This is a genomic window from Polaribacter sp. Hel_I_88 (assembly GCF_000687935.1).
Classification (GTDB): Bacteria; Bacteroidota; Bacteroidia; order Flavobacteriales; family Flavobacteriaceae; genus Polaribacter.
Genome location: NZ_JHZZ01000001.1, coordinates 299,983 through 321,987 on the forward strand (window position 1 = coordinate 299,983; position 22,005 = coordinate 321,987).

Sequence of the window (22,005 nt, forward strand, 5' to 3'; positions counted from 1 at the left end):
TTAATTTTTAGGAAACTTCGTAATTTCGAAAGCTGCAGATGCTACTTCTATTCTTCCTTCAGAGGCTTTTATAGCTGATAAAATCTTATCAAATAAATTAGATTTTGTACCTCTTCTTGATTTGTAATCTACAACATATCTTAAGGTTAAAGTAATCCAGTTTTCATCAAAAGTCATAGAAACCATGGGTGCAACTCTTGCATTTTCTATGCTGTAAGTTCCTATCATTTGATCCCAAGCAATTTGAGATGTTTTTGAAAAATCGCCTACTTCATCTTCTAAAATTTGTGTAAATATTTCTTTGGCATATTTATAATCACCTTCTGTTTTTATGGGAATTGTCATTTCATCCCACAGAAAAGGAAAATCGCCAGAATAATTATAAACAGGTTCTTTAAACACAAAACTGTTGGCAATTCTTACCATTTTTCCATTATACAAATCGCCATTTACCCAATCACCTATTTCCATCAAAGTCGTTCTTAATAAGCCAATATCAATAACATCACCTTTAATTCCACCTAATTTTACACGATCGCCAACTTTATAGAAATTACTAGTAAAAACGGTAACATAACCAGCAACACTTACAATAACTTCTTGCAATGCAAATGCAATTCCTGCACCTGCAACTCCTAAAGCTGTTCCAATTCCATCTAACTTTGTATTAAAAATGTATAAAATTCCGAATACAAAAAGAATATAGCCTCCTAAGTTGATTAGTTTTTTAAATTTATATTTAGAGCTATTGTCTTTTGCTATTTTAAAAGCGGCTTTTTGAAGTACTTTAACAATTGCATATACAATTAAAAAAAGCAAAAAAATAGATGCCGTTTTTGTAAAAATAGGATGATTTAATATTTCGTGAAATTCCATGTAATTTGTCAATTTTATTTTTACAGTTCTTTATAAAAGTAACGTTTTTTGCTATAATTTAAAACTATTAAGAAAAATCGCGCTGAATTTTACGAACAATGTCTTCTAAACCATTCAACTGAAGTTCATAAACCAATTCCATTTGTTTCCCTAACTTTCCATTTGGAAACCCTTTGTTTTTATACCAAACTATATAATGTTCAGGTAAATCTATTAAAAAACTACCTTTAAATTTACCAAAAGGCATTTTCATTTTGGCTAAATCTATTAAAAATTGTTGATTTTGTTCCACTATTTTGTTTATTTGGTTATTTGGTTAAATTAAAAAAACCAAAATGGGATATAACAAAATAAAGTGCTTTTTAAAATTAATTTTATAACTGAAACTGAAAACTGCGACTGCCTATTCAACTACTACCAAATTATTCCTTACCATCAACATAATCTTGTAAATAAGAAAAACGTTCTGTTAATTTTCCGTTTTCGGTCATTTTTGCACGTTCTAAAACTCCATCTTTATCATTATTAAAAAAAGCTGGAATTACATTTTCTAAAAACATTTCACCAAAACCTTCACTGGCATCTTTTGGAAGTTCACAAGGTAAATTATCTACAGCCATCACCACTATTGCATCTTTATCTTTGTAATCAACTTCAATTTCTTTTTCTGGGTGATATCCATATATTGGATCTGCAATAGTGGATGCTCTTAATGTAGAAGCTACTGGTCCATCTACATCACAAGAAATATCTGCCACAAATTTTATATTGAAATCTTTGTGTTTTGCATCTTCCCTTGTATACAGATAAGGTGCTCCATTTCCATAAAAGTGTCCTGCAATAAAAAAGTCTGTTACTTTTGCAAATCGCATAAAATCCGAATCGTAATTTTCTGGGTGATTATAAAAATCAAAAACGTCAATTACTTTTCCATCTTTACGTTTGTTATAATCTAACACATCTGCCAAACAATATACTGGTTCTTTAAAATCTTGACTTAAATATTCATCTACAGAAACTTGTTTGATGTGCATTGCATCTAACATTTCTTTGGCTCCGTAAGCAACTTTTCCATTTCCTGTTAATAGGATTTTTAAGTTTTTTAGATTGATTTTTTTTAGTTCAGCAATCAACTCTTTCTGGCTATCTAACGTTTCTGCTTTTGGTAAATTAAAGGTTTCTTTGGTTACACCAATAGCTCTAAAACCATTGTACACACCAACAATTCCTGCATATCTTCCAAAACCAATTAATCTTGCTCCATTTTCTTTAATGATGGTTTCGTGATCAAAAAGTTGAATATTTTTATCTAAAATTGCGTTTAATAATTCTCTATTATAAGGTTGTTTTTTGATAGTATGACTAAAAAAGAAATATTTTTTATTCGGAATTAAAGCATCTATTGGTACTTCTTTTACGCCAAATAACACATCACAATCTTCCATAATTTTGGTAATTTCCAAACCTTCTTTTTGATATGATTCATCAGAAAAAACACGAATATCCGAGCTTTCTACTGCTATTTTTGCAGATGGAAATTGAGTTTTAAACTCTTTTAGTTTCGTAGGTGAAAAAACAACTCTTCTATCAGGTGGGGTTTTGCGTTCTTTTATAATGCCAAATTTCATATTTCTGTATTTTGCTCGAAGATATTTTATTTTAAAGGGAATAACAAATCAAAATTAGATTTTAAAAAAACAAAATTCGTGAAATTGTGACACAGATTTGACTGATTTGCATAGATTCTAAATAATTTTATAAATATTTAAAATTTTATTTGCATCAACTATGTAGACTTTTCTTTTTTCTCTTTTCATTTCTAGCTGAACATCCCTGATTAGAATTGACCGTTTCTTGTTTCTAAAAAAAACTAATCAACTCTTTCTACTTCACTTTCTGATTTTAATACTTTATCTCCATCTTCTTGTTCAATATATAAAGCTTTGTTTCCTTCTTCGCCATTTCTGGTAATTTCGTTCCCTTTAATGGTTTTGGTAACTTTTTCTGTGTAAGTTTCTAGCACTTTACCTTCTGCTGTTCCATTTCCCCAGTTCCATTTTACTTTTGTTCCTTTTTGTATCATCTTTATATTTTTTTTGATTCTATCAAAAATAATGCATTTTTAAAATTTTCTTTTGCTCGATAAAATCTTTTTTTAAAACAAACGCATTTTAACGTTTATTTTATTGTTTAAATAAATTGTAAACTTGACTATTTTTGTATTTTTGCAAACCGCGTTAAGGATTGAAGCGATATCCTTTTTAACTTTTTCGTTAAAAAGATTTAGCGGAAAGCCTGACCAAGCTTTTTTGCTTGGGAACGCCCAAAAACATAATATTGTTTTGCTCTAAAAAATTTTAGAATTTTGTAAAAGGTTCTGAAACGAGTTCAGAACAAAATAAATTAAAAATTTATTTTGGGGACGACTGGTTTTGACAGCAAGGACAGTTGATTTGTAAGCATATCAAGGATTGAAATTACACTTGTAAAACTATTTCAACTTTTTAAACGGCGAAGATAACTACGCTTTAGCTGCATAATTCGAATCATAGTAGAATTTGCCTAGGCTCACAAGGTGAGCAAGCTTTATGTCCACGAATAGCCTTGATTTACGGCGCTTCACTTTTGGATATCGTAAAAGTAAATATAGAAAACCTGAAGCTTTGGTGGGTTTTTGAAACTAAAGAAGCTAAGTTAAAAGTGGATTGTTCTTAATCAGCTTTTAAACGAAAACCAAGAAAGAACTAAATATGTAGAAAGCTTTTTAGCTGCTTGTTTGGACCCGAGTTCGATTCTCGGCGTCTCCACTTAAAACCTTGTAAATCAAACATTTACAAGGTTTTTATTTTTTACGATATCAATTTTTTTATTTTAATTAAGAGTTGATCCTCTATAAAATTCTAAAACTTTCACTCTTAAAAAATAATCGTATTTGGCAATAGAAAGATTAATTTTTGCATTTTCTAAATTGTTTTTACTAGTGATGTAAGCTAAAAAATTAGAAACTCCATTGTTAAATCTAGTTTCATTAATTTCAAAAGATTTCTCGAAAGCAGTTACTTGTTTTGATAAACTTTCATATCTGAGAAAAGCAGCTTGCATATCAAAATGGACTTGTTTTATAGCATTTTTAATTTCAAATTGTGTTTGTTCCAAAGCAATTAAAGATTCTTCTACTTGTAATTTTTCTAAAGCCACATTATTTTTTGCTTGAAAACCATTAAAAATGGGAATATTTACAGAAAAACCAATTACCGAATTTAAATTGTTATCAAATTGATCTGTATAGCCAATTTGCTGCGCACTAAATAAGGTTTGATTTGTGAAAACTGGACTATTTTGATTGTTGATATTTACAAAATCTCCAGTTTCAACAATAGCTGAACCAGTTTCTGTGAACGTTTCTGCTGCACTTGAATAATTAGTATTTAAACCCGCAAACAAAGAAATTTCTGGAATGTATTGTGCTTTTGCAACTTGTACTCCTTTTTTTGCTGATTCCACTCGTATTTCTCTTGCTTTAAAAGTCGCTAAACTTTGTAAAGCATCTCTAAAAACTTGATCTGATGTGAATTGGTATTTATCTAAACTAAACAAAAAACCATCTGAACTTACATTAACTTTTGAAGTTAAATTCAATAAGGCTGTTAAACTCAATTTTGCATTATTTAGTGCAATTTCTGATGCTAAAATATTGGTTTGATCAGCTGCTTTTTGCCCTAATAAATCTGTGTAATCTGCAGGATTATCTCTCCCTAAATCATACAGATCTTTCTGAATTTTAAGTTGTTTGTTTGTAGCTAGTAAACGTTGTTCGTTTAAAATCAAAACATCTTTGCTATTCATTACTTGTAAATACGCTAAAGTTACAGATAAGATAAGATTTTGCTTTTCTTGTTCAACTTCTAAATTGGCTGCTTTTGTATTTAATTGTTGTTGTTTTAAACTATTTATCAATCTAAAACCATTAAAAACAGTAGCATTTAAACTTAAATTTGCAGTAGAAAAGGTTAATTGTTGATTGATAAAATCGTTTGTAAAAGGATCAATACTTCTACCATTATTTATCCCTAAATTATAACTCCCATTTACAGTGGGTAACAAATCCATTTTTGATTGTTGGTAGTTTATATTGGCAGATTTTTCTGAATTTTTAGTTGATTTTAAACGTAAATTATTCTCTAAAGCAATGTTGATACATTCCTCTAACGAATATGCTTTTTCCTGTTCATTTTGACAAAAAACAGTAAAGCTAAAACCAAAAACAATTGCGTAAATTAAACTTCTTTTTATCATTATTAATTTTGTTGAACGTTTACAATTTTGCCATCTAATAAATGCACAATTTGCGATCCATAAGCTGCATTTTCCTCTGAATGTGTTGCCTGAATTATGGTAACACCTTCTTTGTTTAATTTTGCAAAAAGCTCCATAATTTCTTTACTTTGGTTGGAGTTTAAGTTTCCTGTGGGTTCATCTGCCAAAATTAATTTTGGACTGCTAATTAACGCTCTTGCAACACCTACTAATTGTTGCTGACCTCCACTTAATTGCTGTGGAAACAGGTCTTTTTTACCTACAATATTAAATCTGTCTAACATATCTGCAACTAATGCTTTTCGTTCAGAAGATTTTACATTTTTGTAAATTAAAGGTGTTTCTATATTTTCTTGTACGTTTAACTCATCAATTAAATGATACGCCTGAAAGACAAAACCAATATATTCTTTGTATAATTTTAATCGATTTCTTTCTCTCATATTTACAACAGATTCTCCCAAAAAAGTATAATCGCCATTTGTAAAACTATCTAACATTCCAATACAATTTAGCAAGGTCGATTTTCCTGAACCTGAAGGGCCCATTAAGGAAATGAATTCGCCTTCCTTTATTTTTAAATCGATATTAACTAACAAGTTAAATGTGTTTCCTCCAGATTTTATAACTTTTGAAGCCTTTTGTATGTCTATTAATGTATTCATCATTGTTTACTCTGTTTTTAAAGAATCTATAGGATTTGATATGGCTGTTTTTAATGAGACTAAACCAACCACAATAAAAGTGACAATTAATACTGATAACGAAATTGCCAATATTGCAAAATGATTAATGTCGATTCGATATGCAAAATTTGAAAGCCAATTTTTAACCACAATTATGGATATTGGCCAAGCAATTACAGTTGCCAATACAATAAAGAAAAGATATTCTTTAACGGATATTTTAAGAATTGAAGCCACTGAGGCTCCTAAAACTTTTCGGATTCCGATTTCTTTTGTTCTCCCAACAATTAAAAGCAACGTAATTCCAATAATACCCAATAAGGATAAAAAAACTGCTATAAAATTTAGGATAAAAACCAACTTTCCAACTTGTTGATCTTGTGCATGCAATTGTTTGTAATTAGTATCTAAAAACTCAATTTCTAAAGGATAAGGTTCGTTTAATTCGGCATATACTGCATAAATTTTATCTAAACCAGCTGTTGTACTTTCTGAATTTAAAGCGATAATGCTATTGCCATTCATACGAACTTGATTGGAAATTATGATAAAATAAGGTTTAATTTCTTCTCTTAACGAAAACAAATTGATGTCCTCAAAAATACCATCAATTTGAAATGGAAACCCAACATTTCCTTCTGCATCTGTATAATCTGGCTCGCTGATAATAGTTGTACCAATCAATTCTTCTTCAGATATATTTTTAATTGCTGCCATTTTTTTTGCAGCAGTTCTGTTGATTATTGTTCTTCTCTGCTGATTATCAGTATTTTCAAAAACAGATTTTGGTAAAGTAGTTTTTAATTCATACACTTGTATGGCAGCATAATCCATATACAATTGATTTGCATCATCGTAAATCGTTTCTATACCTTCTACTTTATAGGTAAGTTGATTAAAAGTACCAATTGCCAAAGTAGAACCATTTGCAACCCTTTCTACTTCTGGAATTTGTTTTAATTTTTGCTGAAAAAGCTCTAAATTGTCTGGAGAAACATTGGCGTAAACAATGTTGTTTTTGTTGAAACCCAAATCTTTATTTGCTATAAAATCTACTTGACTTTGAATAAAATAAGAGATTACAGTAATTCCAATAATAATCACAAATTGGCTAATCACTAAATATTTACGTACCGAAAAATCTTTGTATCCTTTTTCTTTTAATCGATTTTGAAACAAACTTTTTGCACTTTTTTGCGATAAATTTAAAGCTGGTAAAATACTAGAAACCAAACCAATTAGTACCGCCAAAATTAAAACTGCAAAGTAACTTTCATAATTTTCTATAAAACTCATTTGGATTTTTACACCCATCAACTCGTTAAATTTTGGCACAACTAAAGGCAAAAACAAAACTGCTAAAGGAACTGCAATTACTGCCAATAAAATTCCTTCAAAAATAAATTGTCTAATTACAGAACCTCTTGATGCTCCAATCACTTTACGAATTCCGATTGTTTTAGATTGTTTCGTTTTAATTGCTAACGTAAAATTGGAATAATTAAAAACACAAATTCCTAAAATAAATAAAGCAAAAAAGCTTATTAAATAAAGGTAATTTATATTTCCAGGTGTTTTTAATTCATACAAAATATTCGATTTTAAATGAATATCTTGTATTGGTTGTAAAAAGTGATTTTTATACGTTGAATTCCCAACAAGCCTTGGATTTAAAGTCGCAATGTTTTGATTAATTTGTGCTTCAATGGTTTTTTGATTTACTCCATTTTCTGCTTGCAAATACACGTGACTTCCCCAATATTCTAATCTTTCTTTGTGCAATGCCAAAGAAAAATCGAAATGCGAGTTTTTTGGAACATCTTTTATAATACCTGCAACATTGTATTTTACCCCAGCAATTTCAACTATTTTGTTGATTAACTCGTAATTATTATTCCCAGAAACCAATCTTTTTGCCACAGATTCTGTTAGTAAAACTGAATTTTTATTTTGATAAAAATCACTAAACGTCCCAGCTGATAAATGCCAAGAAAAAATATTTGTAAATGATTTTGGCGTATTTGTAGACAACACATCTTTAATAGTGATTTCTTTATCTCCAAAACGAATAAAATCTGAACTAGTTTCAGTTATAAAATGCGTTGCAGCTTTTACATTTGATAAATTAGCAAGTCGATTGATTTGAGCTACTTGATTTTTACCATCATCATTATTCCAATTCCCAAAACCAACAACACTATAATCTTGAGAACGCATTGTAATTCCTAATCGATATATTTCATCTGAATTTTCGTGAAATTTATCAAAACTTGTTTCAAATTTTAAGTAGGTAATCGCAATATAAATAACCATAATGCTAGCAACCAGACTCACCAAATTAAATGTGGTAAAAAAGGCTTGAGATTTAAAACCTCTAAATGCTGTTTTTAAACTATTTTGTAACATATTTTACTCTGTTTTTAAAGAATCTACAGGATTTGCAATTGCAGATTTTATTGCTTGATAACTAACAGTAATTAAGGTAATTAATAAAGATCCTGATGATGCTACTACAAAAACTGTCCAAGAAATATTAGTTCTGTAGGTAAATTTTTCGAGCCATTCACTCATCATAAAATACGCAATTGGCGAACCTATAATTAATGAAATAGTAACTAATTTTAAGAAGTCTTTAGACAATAACATCCATAGTTGACTTACAGAAGCACCTAACGTTTTACGAACGCCAATTTCTTTTGTGCGTTGTTCTGCCACAAAAGATGCCAAACCAAATAAGCCCAAACAGCTGATAAAAATTGCCAATAATGTAAATACTTTAGAGAGGTTTGCAATACGTTCTTCAGATCTGAATTTTTGTCCATATTGTTCATCAACAAATTGATAATCAAAAGGAATATTTGGAAAATTTGCTTTAAAAGTACTTTCTATAATCGCTAAATTATCAGCAACGCTCTTACTTGGATTCATTCTTAAATTATAATAACTTTCAGAACTATTTTTATCAAAAACATACATGGATGGTTTTACAGGCGAATAAGGAGATTGCACCAAAATATCATCAATAATACCGATAATTTTTAATGGCTCATTTGGATCTTCTGTATCAGAATCTCTCATATATTTACCTATCGGATTTTCTAAACCCATATAAGTAACAGCAGATTTATTTAAAATTACAGCAGTAGAATCTGATGGAAATTCACGCGAAAAACCTCTTCCCTTAATAATTTTTAAGCCTAACGTTTCTACAAACTCATAAGAAACAGCAGTATGCGTAAATTCTTCTTGAAAACCAGGTTGTTTTCCATCCCAAGTAAAACCACTGTAATTAGACCAAATATCTGTCATAGGGCTACTGGTGCCTGCCATTTCTGTAACAGCTCCAGAATTTATAAATTGGTTACGCATCAAATCTTTTTTCCCAATAAATTCTGATGACATAACAGGAATTTGGATCAAACCTTCTTTATCATAACCTGTTGGTCTGTTTTTTGCAAAATCAATTTGGTTCATCACAATCATAGTTCCAATAATTAAGGCTACAGAAACTGTAAATTGTGTAACTACTAATATTTTTCTTGGCAAAGCTGCATATTTTCCTGTTTTAAAAGTGCCTTTTAAAACAGTTACAGGATTAAAAGATGACAAATATAAAGCAGGATAACTGCCTGCTAAAAAAGAAGTAATCACAATAAAAATTAAAGAAACGAACCAAAATTCAAAATCTAACCAAGGAAATAGTATTTCTTTACTTGCTAAATCATTAAAACCATTTAAAAATAACAAAACCAACCCAATTGATAGTACAAATGATAGTACTACAATTAAAAAAGATTCACTTAAAAATTGCGCAATTAATTGACTTCTTTTTGAGCCGATAGATTTACGGATTCCTACTTCAATGGCTCTTTTTTCTGATCTTGCTGTACTTAAATTTACAAAATTAATACAAGCTAATAACAATATAAAAGCACCAATAATTCCAAATAACCAAACGTTTTCAATTCTTCCACCAACTTGCTTCCCATCCTCAAATTTATTACGCAAATACCAATCTTTCATTGGGAATAAAAATATCTGTGGATTAAATTCTGCTTCTTCTGGAGATGCTATTTTTTTAAGATTAATGATTTTTGCTGAAACATTAGCCATTGTTGTGTTTTCGTTAATTTGCGCAAAAAGTTGAAAAGAGTTATTTCCCCAATTTGTTTTTGCATTTTGTACCCAAGGTCTTATAGCCACATAATGATTCCAAGAAGCAATAAAATCTAAATCAGAAAAACTATTATTTTTGGCAATGTTTTTATAAACAGCACTTACAGATAAATCGTCTGTATTATTTACTCTTACAATTTTGCCAATTGGGTTTTCATCTTTAAACAAGGCTTTAGCAGTAGATTCAGCAATCATAATCGATTTTTGATCATCAATTCCGTTTTTTACTCCTGCAATAATTTGTAAACTCAACATATCTGGAGCACCTTTTTGCATAAAATTTCCTTGAAAATTTATATTGATTTCCCCATATTTTAAATACCTGGTTTGCGTCCAAGAAGACATTACCAAATGTTTAAAATTGTCTTCATATTCTTTTCTGATGGCAAATTCTAAAGGCCTTGGAATTGCTTCAGATGTTTCTGTATTTTCATTATACGTTTCGGTTTGCAATACCTGTGCAATTGTATCGTAATTTTCAAAATGATCATTGAAATTTAGTTCATCATTAATCCACAATCCAATGAGTATGGTTGCTGTAATTCCAATCGCTAAACCAGTAATATTAATCAAAGAATATACTTTGTTCTTAATTAAGTTTCTAAGCGCTATTTTTAAATAATTTTTAAACATAATTTTTCTTTTTTTGATTGCTGATTTTTTATTCTGATCGTAAAGAATTTACAGGATTTGCATTAGCTGCTTGCAATGTTTTTGCACTTATAATAATTAAAGCAAACAAAATCATTGCAAAAGCACTCACCACAAAAACCCAAAAACTAATACTGGTTTTATAAGCAAAATTTTGAAGCCAATTGTATGTTCCATACCAAGCAATTGGTGCTGCAATTGCAAAAGCAATGGCTACTAAAATTAAAAACTCCTTACATAGAATTGTATTAATTTGCCATAAAGAAGCCCCCAAAACTTTACGAACCCCAATTTCTTTTACACGTCTATTTGTGGAATAAATTACCAAACCTAATAGCCCTAAACAACTGATTAAAATAGATAAACCTGTTGCCCAGTTTAGCAGTTTAGAAACTTTTTGTTCTCTATTGTAAAATTTTGCAATGGTTTCATCTAAAAACTCAAGTCTCATATTTGTATCTGGATATACCTCTTTATACACATTTTTAATTTTTGCAAGACTATTTTTTAGATTTTCAGAGGAATTACTTTGTAAAGAAATATGTGCTGCTTGAAAATTAGACCATAATGATCTAAACCAATCTCCACGAAAAGCCATAGGTTTAATATCAGATCTTAATGATCGTTGATGAAAATCTTTCATAACTCCAACTATTTGTAAGTTTTCTTCATCATAAACCAAGGTTTGTCCTATTGCATCTTGTGGAGATTTAAACTTGTAAAATTTTCTTGCAGCTTCATTTATTACCAGTTCTTTTACGGTATCATTTCTTTGTACACGACCCGCTAATAATTCAATTTCAAATAATTCTAAAAATTGGGTATCACCTGACATAAATTGAATTTCTCCATACACTTCTTTGCCATCTACCATTCTATTCATATCAGTTGAATTAATACTTGTTGATGCTGGTGGATGACCACCAAGACTAATACTTTTAATAGCTGGAATTGATGATAACTGCTCTTTATACAATTTAATTTTATCGAAACTATCTTCTTCAAGCGGTTTATACACAGAAACAATTGCATCTTTTTTGAAACCCATATCCTTATTCAGTAAAAAATTAATTTGTTTCCCTACCAAAAGTGTAGCAATAATAAAAACCTGTGCTATTGTAAACTGAAATACTGTTAAAAATTTTCTTAACTTAACTTTACTATCTCCAACTCCTAAATGATTTTTTAAAACAGCAGTTGTATTAAATTTTGACAAAACCATTGCTGGATAAAATCCTGATAAAAAAGTAACTACTATTAATAGTAAAACAATTCCTATAACAACAATTGGTACAGTAAATAATTGAAAACTTAAACCTGCAGGCACAAAATCTGAAAATACATTTATTAACCATTTAGAAAGTGCTATTGATAAAATTGAAGATGTTAAGACTAGCAAAAATGTTTCGCCCATAAACTGACCAATTAATTGTTTTCTAGAACTTCCTAACGTTTTTCTGATTCCTATTTCTTTGGCACGTTGTGCAGCTTGAGCCGTATTTAAATTGATAAAATTAATGCAGCCTAACAGCAATAAAAATATGGCAACAAAAATTAAATTTTTTAAAAGTGGTTTACTTGCTCTTCCTTCAGACCAATCGTATAAACCATAATTATCATTAAAGTGTAAATCTGCTAATGGTTGTAATGAGAATATGCGTTCTTCTCCATATTTTATATCATCTTCATCTCTATGTTCTTTAGCAATTAGTTTTAAAGTATTATTAATTGATTCTTTTTTTGAGTTGGTATTTAATTTTACAAATAATTGCGAATTAGAATTTGTATTTCTCCAATTTTTATTTAAAAAATTGCTACGAAGTCTTGTTTGTAAAACGGTTGAATGAGAAATAAATTCTTGAAAAACAAAATCTGACCTGCCTTTGAAGTTCTCTACAATTCCAGTAACTTTTGCATTTATAGAATCATTGTAAATTAAAGTTTTACCTATTATTTCTGATACGTTTGTATTAGGGAAATATTTTGAAGCACGTCTTTCTGTTAAAATTACTTCATTAGGGTTTTGTAAAGTATTATTTTCATCACCTGCTATAAATTTATAATTAAAAATTTTAAAATAATCTTCATCAGCATAAACCACAAATTCTGGTAATTTAAAGGTTAAATTTTTAGTTCTATTTTCAACCTTCATTGGTCTTTCAACATAAAACTCGCTTATAACATCAAAATTAGTATTCTCTTGTATTGCACCTTTTAAAGCCAATGTAACTCCGGAATTAGAAAAATTTCCATCTTGCGTTTTAAAATCAGTAACAATTCTGTAAATTTTATCTCCATCTTTATGAAAATTATCGAACGTATATTCGTAATACACCATTAAACCAATCACAAAAGAAGCACTAAAACCAATGGTCAATCCAATAATATTGATAAATGAAAATACTTTGTTTTTCAAAATATTTCTGAAAGCTATTTTTATATAATTTTTAAACATTTCCTTTTGATTTTTTTGGTTCTGATTATTGGTTTATAACTAAAATAATTTTATTACACCAAAATATTTTCGGTTACTTTTTGTCCATCTAACATTCTAATAATTCTATGGCTATATTTCGCATCGTGTTCACTGTGTGTAACCATAATAATTGTAGTGCCAGCTTCGTTTAAATCGATTAACAAATCCATCACTTCATTACCATTTGCACTGTCTAAATTTCCTGTTGGTTCATCTGCTAAAATCAATTTTGGATTATTTACAACAGCTCTTGCAACTGCAACTCTTTGTTGCTGACCACCAGATAATTGTTGAGGAAAATGATTACGTCTGTGCATAATTTGCATTTTTTCTAACACTTCTTCCACACGTTTTTTTCTTTCTGAAGATTTTACACCTGTGTAAATTAATGGCAACTCTACATTTTCAAAAACCGTTAATTCATCAATCAAATTAAAACTTTGAAACACAAACCCAACATTATGTTTTCTTAATTGCGCACGTTTTCTTTCATTATAACCAGCTACTTCTTCTCCATTAAATTTAAAACTACCAGCATCAGGATCATCTAACAATCCTAAAATGTTTAATAAGGTCGATTTTCCACAACCTGAAGGCCCCATTATTGCCACAAATTCTCCTTTTTTCACTTCAAAAGACAATTTGTTTAAAGCAATGGTTTGTACTTCTTCTGTTTTATAATATTTCTCTAAATCTTTAATTTCTATCATTTTTTTTGGCTTTATTTTATGTTCTCGCAAAGACGCAAAGTTTTTATCTTGTTTCTTGTATCTACTCTATTTTCTATAATCTTTATTCTGTAATCTATTTTCTCTTGTTTCTTGTTTCATTTTTAATCTTGTCTCTTTTCTATTCTCTATCCTCTTTTATCTATTTTCTAAACTCTCTTTTCTCTCTTCTAAGATCTAACGACTAACGTCTATTTTAAAACAATCTGTTCAATTTCGTTAAATGAATCGTAGCTGGAAGTAATCACTTTATCGCCTACATTTAAGCCACTAATAACTTCGTAATATTCTGTATTCTGACTTCCTAATTGAATTTCTACTTTATAAGCTGATGAACCATCTTCACTTAATTTAAAAATCCAATTTCCACCCGTTTTTTGGAAAAAACTACCAACAGGAATTAACATTGCTTCTTTTTCTGCACTTAATGCCACTCTAATTTGTAGATTCTGACCTCTTCTAATTCCTTTAGGAACTTCATTTTCAAAAACCATATCAACTTGAAAACGTCCATTGGTTACTTGTGTAAAAATCTTTTTTATCACTAAAGTGAAATCTTTGTTGTTTAAATTTACTGTCCCTTTTTGACCTGTGTAAATTCTAGAAATATAATGCTGATCAATATCAACTCTCACTTTATAACCTGTTAAAACATCAATTTGACCTAAACGTTCTCCTTTGTTTTTAGATTGACCAATTTCTGCATCTAAAGACGTTAATTGCCCATCAATTGGAGCTCTCACCACTAAATCTTCCACTTTTTTACGCATTAATTTTAACGCACTTTGTGTTCTTTGATACGAATTATTAGCTTGTTCAATTTCTTGTTTTGTAGCAATAGAATCTTCTTGCAAAATTTCATTCGTCAGCTTCATTCTTTGTTTTTGGTAGTTGAAATTGTTTAGAGAAGACTCATAATCTTGTCTGCCAATGGCACCTTTTTCGTACAATTTTGAGTTTAAATCATACAAACGTTTGGCTTCAATCAAAGTATTTTCTACGTCTGTAAATTGATTCAGTCTATTAATGGTATTTTGTCTTGCAGCATTTTGAGAAATTTGCATTTGTGTTAACAAATTATACACAGAAGTTTCTTGGTTGATTAAACTCAACTCCAAATCTGTATTTGCTAATTTTAAAATTGGCTCGCCTTTTTTCATAATTGCGCCATCTTCTACAAATTTTTCTTCCACTCTTCCACCTTCAACAGCATCTAAATAAATGGTTGTTATGGGTAAAACTATTCCACTTACCGGAATATTTTCTTGAAAAACACCCTTTTTTACAGTATTAATTGCAATTCGTTCTTTATCAACAGACAATTTTGCGCCTCCAGAAGTTGCATATATCACATAAATAATCAACATTAAAAGAAGTGCAATTCCACCAATTTTAAGTAATATTGCTGTAGAAAATTTCTTTTTTTCTATTTTGATATCCATTTTTACCTTTTTATTTCCTTTTCTATACAGTCAAGATTATGCCAAAGGATAAACTATTTAATTATCAGTACTTTAAAAAAATAAACAAAAATTAAAGTGTTCGTTTTTGATACACTTCTGTTCGTTTTTGGTACAGATTAAACAGATGAACAGATTTTTTTTGACACGGATTTCACTGTTTTTCAAGCATAAAATGATAAAAAAACTAAAGATTTTTTAGTTTGTAAAATCCATAAAATTCGTGTCTTATTGATTTTATTTTCTATAAATCTGTGTAATCTGTGTCTAATCTTTTTGTTTAAAAAAATCTGTGTAATTCGTAAAATCCGTGTCTTAATTTTTTCCCATCACTTTTATAATTGAAAGATATTATTGTAATATTGTAACTATGGTTTTAAAAAATGCAAAAATTTTAGTAATCGATGATGATGTTGATGTTTTGACAGCAATTCGTCTTTTGCTAAAACCTTTAGTTAGCCAAATTGTAGTTGAGAAAAATCCAAATGCCATTAATTTTCAAATTGAGAGTAAAAAGTTCGATTTAATAATTTTGGATATGAATTTTAACGGACTTGTAAATACAGGCAATGAAGGTATATTCTGGCTGAATACAATAAAAAAATTCAACCCAAATATTGCTGTGGTTTTAATGACTGCTTATGCAGATATAGATTTGGCTATTAGAGGTTTAAAAGAAGGGGCAGCAGATTTTTTAATAAAACCTTGGAAAAATGAAAAGATTATCAATACAATTACTTCCATTTTAAAATCAGAAAAGAAAACAAACGCTAATTTTTCGTCAAATAACATTCCTATAATTGGCGAAAGTGCAATAATGCAAGATGTTTTTCTAAAAATAAAAAAAGTTGGGCCAACAGATGCTAATGTTTTAATTTTAGGCGAAAACGGAACAGGAAAAGATTTAATTGCAAGAGCTTTACACGAAAACTCCAACAGAAATAACAAACCATTTATAAAAGTTGATGTGGGCTCTTTAACAGCAACTTTGTTTGAAAGTGAATTATTTGGTTACAAAAAAGGGGCTTTTACTGGCGCGAATGAAGACAGAAAAGGACGTTTTGAAGCAGCAAATGGTGGAACACTTTTTTTAGATGAAATTGGCAATATTTCTTTGAGTCAGCAAGTGCGTTTGTTAACGATTTTGCAAAATAGACAAGTTACTCCTTTAGGTACTAATACACCAATTAATATTGATATTCGTTTGATTTGTGCCACCAATGAAAACCCAAATGTTTTAGCTGATGAAAAGAAGTTTAGAAAAGATTTAATCTACAGGATTAACACGTTAGATATTACTGTGCCACCTCTTCGCAAAAGAGAAACTGATATTATTTTATTAGCAAAATATTTTTTGAATTTATACGAAGAAAAATACAATAAAACCACTTTTGAATTTGATGCAAGTTTTATAAAAAAACTAAAAAACCACAACTTTCCAGGTAATGTTAGGGAGTTGCAATACATTTTAGAAAGAGCTGTTATTATGACTGATGGCAACGTTTTAAAAGCAGAGGATTTGGTTTTTTCATCTATAGAAAGAACTGTTGAAACCAATATTCCAAAAACTTTAAATTTAGATGATGTTGAAAAAAACACCATCCTTACTGTGTTAGAAAAATACAAAGGAAATATATCAAAATCGGCAAAAGAATTGGGGATTACAAGAGCAGCTTTGTACAGAAGATTGGAGAAATATGAATTATAAAAGTTACATTTTAAAACTCTTCCTTCGGAATTTTATGTTGATTTGCCTAATTTTAGGTTTGATTTACGTTATTGTAAAAAAAGAAGATATTTTATACATTGTGCTTATAAGTTTTGCAATATTGTGTAGTATTCAAAATTTATACACCTTTATAAAAAGACGTTTTGCAGCCATTGATGACTTTTTTGAGGCTGTAAAATACCGTGATTTTTCAAGATGGTTTCCAGAAGATCGTGGGCCAAAAGATATTCGATTTTTATACACAGGTTTTAATGAAGTAAACAGAACTATCAAAGAAATTAACGTTCAAAACGAAACGCAATACATTTATCTTCAGAAAATTTTAGAAATGATTGATGTTGGTATTATTGCCTATAATATTGAAACAGGAGACGTATTATGGTTGAATGATACATTTAAAGAAATTATTGATTTTCCTTCATTTAAAAACATTCGTTTTGTAGAAAACAGAAAACCAGAATTGTATACTATTATTTTTGAAACCTATAATAGAGAACCAAATTCTATTACAATTGCGCTCCAAAATGAGCAGTTAAAAGTTTTAATTTCTGATACTATTTTTCAAATTAAAGAAGATTCTTTTAAATTGGTTATCCTACAAAATATTGATAGTACTTTAAACAAAAATGAGTCTGAAGCCTGGAAAAAATTATTGAGTGTAATGACGCATGAAATAATGAATTCGATTGCGCCAATTTCTTCTTTAGCAGATACTTTACAAAGAAATATTGAATTGAGTTTAGAAAATCCACAAGAAAATTCTTTGGAAATTGAAGACTTAAACGCAGGCATAAAAACGATTAAAAATAGAAGTCAAGGTTTATTAAAATTTGCAAAAACCTACAGAAGTTTAAGCAAAGTAACCCATTTAAACTTACAAAAAGTACAAGTTTCTGAACTTTTTAAGAATATTGAATTATTAATGGCTCCATCAATCAAAGCAAAAAATATTGCTATTGAATTTTCTATATCTTCTAAAAGATTACAATTGGATATTGATGTTCATTTAATAGAACAAGTTATCATTAATTTGATTTTAAATGCAAAAGATGCTTGTCAACAAAAAGAAAATCCACTTATTAAAGTTGAAGCTTCTCAAACACAAAACAGAGCAATTGTTATTAAAGTTTTTGATAATGGTGCAGGAATTCCGAAAGAAATTATGGAGAATATTTTTGTGCCATTCTTTACAAGCAAATCTACAGGAAGTGGTATTGGCTTAAGTCTTTGCAAACAAATTATGTTGTTACACAAAGGCAAAATTTTAGTAAATAGTATCGAAAATGAAGGTACTGTTTTTACACTTACCTTTTAGCTGTATTTGTTAAATACTTGTTAAATAGTAATTTGCGTGCAATTTTTTAAACATAATTACGTCTTAGATAAAGGGTAAGATTTTATCTTATCCTTCTTTTTCATAGCAATTTCCCACTTCTCATTGAGGAGTGGGTTTTTTATTTTTTATATTGATGAGGATTTTCTCTAATTCCTTTTTCAAAAACTTTACGAACAGCTGTTCTTAAATTATTATCTAATCGAAAAAAAATATCTTTAACTTTTTGTGAAGGTCTTCCTCTAAACGTAGTTACATGAAAATTATCATCTTGTAATAAAGATTTTTCTGAAAAATAATAATTAGAAACACAACGCCTTACATCATCTTTTAAAACTTTATTTACAGAATGCCAAGATTTGTCATGAGTGGCCATAACAACCAATCTGTTACATTTACTTTGAACTACAATAGGTTCATTTTTTAAACCATTATTCCATAATTCTAAGTTACCACCATTGTCTAATTCCCAATTTGGTGTCACATAAAACAACAAATTCAAAACGCGCCAAAGATGCCTATCTTTATCATGAGAATTGTCTAAATGCGGACTTAAATAATTATCTTTTGCCATTAAAGATAAACCTCCTGCATACAAGTTTTCATCTGGAATTAAGCTTTCAATTCCACAAATTTCTGAGACTAATTGTACAACTTTGACATCTTGAAAAGCATAAATAACCTCTTCTAAAAGTGCGTTATACTTATCCATTTGATAGGCTATATACTTAAATTCTCTGATATTTTTTCGTTGCTTAGTTTGCGATAATTTTGGAAAGCTCTTGTAAATATCAAGCACTAAACTTTCAGGTAAAAGTTCATCAACATAAAAAAAACCAATTTCTTTTTCCGACTTTAAAAACTGTGCTTTTAAAGTTTCTTTTTCTTTGGTTAATTTATCGGAAATTAAAGTAGCTATTTCTTTTCTATGTATCATTTATTGTTTTTCTTGATAAAAACTTTATATATGCAATACTATAAAAAAAAGGGCTAAACAACACCGAACTTAGGTCAGTTTTTAAATCAATTTCTTCTTTATAGATTTTCCAACTACCTGCTTTAGAAACTCCATCTGAATTGCAGTTTGCAATGATTGTGTTAATTATTTTACAGGAAATAGTGCTTTTGTACAAATATAAATTCAACCAATAATCTGATAAAATTTTATATTTTAAAGGATATTTGATGTCTTTAAAGAGTACTTTTTTATAAAATGTTCCTTGATGATGCAATCCGTTTCTAATCCACATAGAAAAAGACCAAAAAGGCGTTTTAGTCATTTTACTTTTACTGTATACAAAGGGTTTTTTATTGCCTTGATAAACAATAGATCCTGAAATTATGGAATATGTATTATTTGATAAATACTTAGAAACTTCTTGCAAAACAGTTTCGTTATTAAAAAAATCGCCAGTTCCTAAAAAATAAAGCCACTCACCTTTTGCCAAAGAAATACCCTTATTCATGGCATCATAAATTCCTTTATCGACTCTAGATTGATAGAAAAATGGCTTTTCCAACGTATTTAGATAATCTTGAGTTTCAATAGCAGAACCTCCATCAACAATCCAAACTTCAAAATCTTTAAAGTTTTGAACTTTAATGCTATGAATTGTTTTTTGCAATCCTTTAAGATTGTTTAAAACAGGAATTATTATGGATATTTTTGGTTCGATAAAAATATTTATTTAAAATAATTGTCTAACTTTTTACGTTCAATTTCCCAACACAAAACTTCTTTTGCTTTCTGTTGATTTTGCTTTATTTCAGCTAATAAAACCTTATCATTTAAAAGGTTATTAATGCTTTTTGCAATATTTTCTGGTTGATAATCATCCACCAAAACACCTACTTTATATTCATTTATAATTCTTGAAATTTCTGGCATATTCCCAGCAATAATTGGTATTTCTGCATGAATATAATCAAACAATTTATTAGGCAAAGAATATTTAAAGCTCAATCCTAAAGGTTCTTCTAAAACCATTCCTAAAGTTGCTAGTTTTGTATAATTGAATAATTTTTCTCTTTTAATTCTCCCTAAAAAATGAACTCTATCTTGCATTTGCTGTTCAGCAACTAAAGCTCTTAATTCTGCTTTTACTTTCCCATAACCAATGATTATCAAATCTAAATTATCAATAAAATGCAAAGCTTTTATCATCGGTTCTAAACCTCTCCCAGGATTTAAAACTCCTTGGTATAAAATGGTTCTATTTTTTGTTGGGAAACTAACCTCATCAACTTCTAAAATATCTTTTTTTAAAGGAATGTTTCGAATCAGACCCATGTTATTTTGATATTTTGCACTATAAAACTCTGCAATAGATTGACTAACTGTATACGAATTTTGAACTTTTGGCAGGAAAAAATCTTCTAATTTTCTCCAAAAACCTTGTACAAATTTTCTTCCTTGCAATTCTGGACCTTCAGAAAAAAGTTCGTGACTATCATACACCAATGTTATATTTTTTAGCTTACTGATAAAAAAACAAGCTGGCAACGTATCTAAATCATTTGCTAAAATATAATCGTATTTTTTTAAAAGTAAATGGAAAAATAAACGAATATTAAACTCAGCATAAAACCAAACTTCGTTGTTAAAAAAATGCTTTTTCCTGATTATTTTATACGCACGTTTTACAGAAATTGTATTTGGTAAAATTCTACCATACACATCAATTTCAAAATTTTTATCAATTAAATAACTGCAAATTTTATGCACTCGATAATCGGTTGAAATATCATTTGTAACTGCAACAAAAATTTTCTTTTTTATCAATTTTGATACCTAAAATTATATCTTATGTAAGACACGTATTTCACAAATTACACTAAAAAATTCGTGTCTCATTATTACTTCCTTATTAAACTGTAGCCTGCTGCACAACTTCAAACAACTCCCCTGCTTCTACTTTTAAAGTTGCGTGTTTATACTTTACAATTAATTGATAATCATGTGTTGCCATTAAAATGGTTTTACCACTTTTATGAATTTTATTTAAAAGTTCCATAACTTCCAAAGAAGTTTTTGGATCTAAATTTCCTGTAGGTTCGTCTGCCAAAATTAATTCTGGATCGTTTAACAAAGCCCTTGCAATAGCAACTCTTTGCTGTTCTCCTCCAGAAAGTTCGAATGTGTTTTTGTAATGTTGAGACTGCATCCCAACTTTCTCTAAAACTTCATTAATTTTTGCTTTAATCTCGTCTTTATTTTTCCAACCTGTAGCTTTTAAAACAAACTCTAAATTTCCAAAAACGGTTCTATCACTTAACAATTTAAAATCTTGAAAAACGATGCCTATTTTTCTTCTCAAGTAAGGAATTTCTTTCTCTTTTAGATTTTTTAAATCAAAATCTACAATAGAGCCAATACCTTCTTGCAGTTTTAAATCGCCATAAAGTGTTTTCATTAAACTACTTTTTCCACTACCTGTTTTACCTATCAAATAATAAAAATCTCCTTTGTTAATGGTTAAATTAACTTTAGATATTACCAAATTTTCTCTTTGATAAATGGCTGCATTCTCTAAATGTAAAACTGGTTTGTCCATAAAATTAGTAGTTTATACA

The 22,005-nt window shown here is 29.0% G+C and carries 17 protein-coding genes and 1 other RNA gene; 3 read left to right on the top strand and 15 right to left on the bottom strand.

The window, feature by feature from the left end:
• From P161_RS0101340 to P161_RS0101355, 4 genes are all read right to left on the bottom strand, one after another.
• Entirely contained in the window at window positions 1–876 is an 876-nt protein-coding gene (locus P161_RS0101340) for a mechanosensitive ion channel family protein (protein WP_026775294.1), read from the bottom strand.
• A gap of 67 nt (window positions 877–943) precedes the next feature.
• Window positions 944–1,168, bottom strand: coding sequence for a DUF3820 family protein (locus tag P161_RS0101345; RefSeq protein ID WP_026775295.1), 225 nt, complete (start codon window positions 1,166–1,168; stop codon window positions 944–946).
• Window positions 1,169–1,298: 130 nt separating this feature from the next.
• Window positions 1,299–2,504 (bottom strand): NAD(P)-dependent oxidoreductase, encoded by a 1,206-nt coding sequence (locus tag P161_RS0101350; RefSeq protein ID WP_026775296.1) that lies wholly within the window; start codon window positions 2,502–2,504, stop codon window positions 1,299–1,301.
• Between the two features lie 242 nt (window positions 2,505–2,746).
• Window positions 2,747–2,959 (bottom strand): DUF2945 domain-containing protein, encoded by a 213-nt coding sequence (locus P161_RS0101355; protein WP_026775297.1) that lies wholly within the window; start codon window positions 2,957–2,959, stop codon window positions 2,747–2,749.
• A 335-nt stretch (window positions 2,960–3,294) separates the two neighbouring features.
• On the opposite strand from P161_RS0101355, the gene ssrA reads away from it, so the two are divergent.
• Window positions 3,295–3,686, top strand: a transfer-messenger RNA (tmRNA) gene (gene ssrA / locus P161_RS19270).
• 61 nt (window positions 3,687–3,747) lie between these two features.
• Here ssrA and P161_RS0101360 read toward each other — a convergent pair.
• The 7 genes from P161_RS0101360 to P161_RS0101390 all read right to left on the bottom strand — a co-directional run bounded on the left by P161_RS0101360 (window position 3,748) and on the right by P161_RS0101390 (window position 15,352).
• The gene (locus P161_RS0101360) at window positions 3,748–5,172 is read right to left on the bottom strand and encodes a TolC family protein (protein WP_026775298.1); all 1,425 of its coding nucleotides are present in this window, start codon (window positions 5,170–5,172) and stop codon (window positions 3,748–3,750) included.
• A gap of 2 nt (window positions 5,173–5,174) precedes the next feature.
• On the bottom strand, window positions 5,175–5,861 hold the full coding sequence (locus P161_RS0101365) for an ABC transporter ATP-binding protein (RefSeq protein WP_051605631.1): 687 nt from the start codon (window positions 5,859–5,861) through the stop codon (window positions 5,175–5,177).
• A 3-nt stretch (window positions 5,862–5,864) separates the two neighbouring features.
• Entirely contained in the window at window positions 5,865–8,285 is a 2,421-nt protein-coding gene (locus P161_RS0101370) for an ABC transporter permease (protein WP_026775300.1), read from the bottom strand.
• Between the two features lie 3 nt (window positions 8,286–8,288).
• Complete coding sequence (locus P161_RS0101375; protein ID WP_026775301.1) at window positions 8,289–10,688, bottom strand: FtsX-like permease family protein; 2,400 nt, start codon at window positions 10,686–10,688, stop codon at window positions 8,289–8,291.
• 28 nt (window positions 10,689–10,716) lie between these two features.
• A complete protein-coding gene (locus P161_RS0101380) occupies window positions 10,717–13,122 on the bottom strand; it encodes an FtsX-like permease family protein (protein ID WP_368086199.1) in 2,406 nt (801 codons plus the stop codon).
• Window positions 13,123–13,214: 92 nt separating this feature from the next.
• The gene (locus tag P161_RS0101385) at window positions 13,215–13,892 is read right to left on the bottom strand and encodes an ABC transporter ATP-binding protein (RefSeq protein WP_026775303.1); all 678 of its coding nucleotides are present in this window, start codon (window positions 13,890–13,892) and stop codon (window positions 13,215–13,217) included.
• Window positions 13,893–14,101: 209 nt separating this feature from the next.
• On the bottom strand, window positions 14,102–15,352 hold the full coding sequence (locus tag P161_RS0101390) for an efflux RND transporter periplasmic adaptor subunit (RefSeq protein ID WP_026775304.1): 1,251 nt from the start codon (window positions 15,350–15,352) through the stop codon (window positions 14,102–14,104).
• A gap of 388 nt (window positions 15,353–15,740) precedes the next feature.
• Between P161_RS0101390 and P161_RS0101395 the strand changes: the two genes are divergently transcribed.
• Entirely contained in the window at window positions 15,741–17,078 is a 1,338-nt protein-coding gene (locus P161_RS0101395; RefSeq protein WP_026775305.1) for a sigma-54 dependent transcriptional regulator, read from the top strand.
• On the top strand, window positions 17,068–18,414 hold the full coding sequence (locus P161_RS0101400; RefSeq protein WP_026775306.1) for a PAS domain-containing sensor histidine kinase: 1,347 nt from the start codon (window positions 17,068–17,070) through the stop codon (window positions 18,412–18,414). The genes P161_RS0101395 and P161_RS0101400 overlap by 11 nt, the downstream gene beginning before the upstream one ends.
• Window positions 18,415–18,553: 139 nt before the next feature.
• Here P161_RS0101400 and P161_RS0101405 read toward each other — a convergent pair whose 3' ends face one another.
• The 4 genes from P161_RS0101405 to P161_RS0101420 all read right to left on the bottom strand — a co-directional run bounded on the left by P161_RS0101405 (window position 18,554) and on the right by P161_RS0101420 (window position 21,986).
• Window positions 18,554–19,369: a 2OG-Fe(II) oxygenase gene (locus P161_RS0101405; RefSeq protein WP_197026314.1), complete on the bottom strand. Its 816-nt coding sequence runs from the start codon at window positions 19,367–19,369 to the stop codon at window positions 18,554–18,556.
• A complete protein-coding gene (locus tag P161_RS0101410; protein WP_368086215.1) occupies window positions 19,359–20,120 on the bottom strand; it encodes a glycosyltransferase in 762 nt (253 codons plus the stop codon). Before P161_RS0101410 ends, P161_RS0101405 begins: the two co-directional genes overlap by 11 nt.
• The gene (locus tag P161_RS0101415) at window positions 20,117–21,214 is read right to left on the bottom strand and encodes a glycosyltransferase (protein WP_026775309.1); all 1,098 of its coding nucleotides are present in this window, start codon (window positions 21,212–21,214) and stop codon (window positions 20,117–20,119) included. The genes P161_RS0101410 and P161_RS0101415 overlap by 4 nt, the downstream gene beginning before the upstream one ends.
• 85 nt (window positions 21,215–21,299) lie before the next feature.
• On the bottom strand, window positions 21,300–21,986 hold the full coding sequence (locus tag P161_RS0101420) for a cell division ATP-binding protein FtsE (protein ID WP_026775310.1): 687 nt from the start codon (window positions 21,984–21,986) through the stop codon (window positions 21,300–21,302).
• Window positions 21,987–22,005 lie beyond the last annotated feature (19 nt).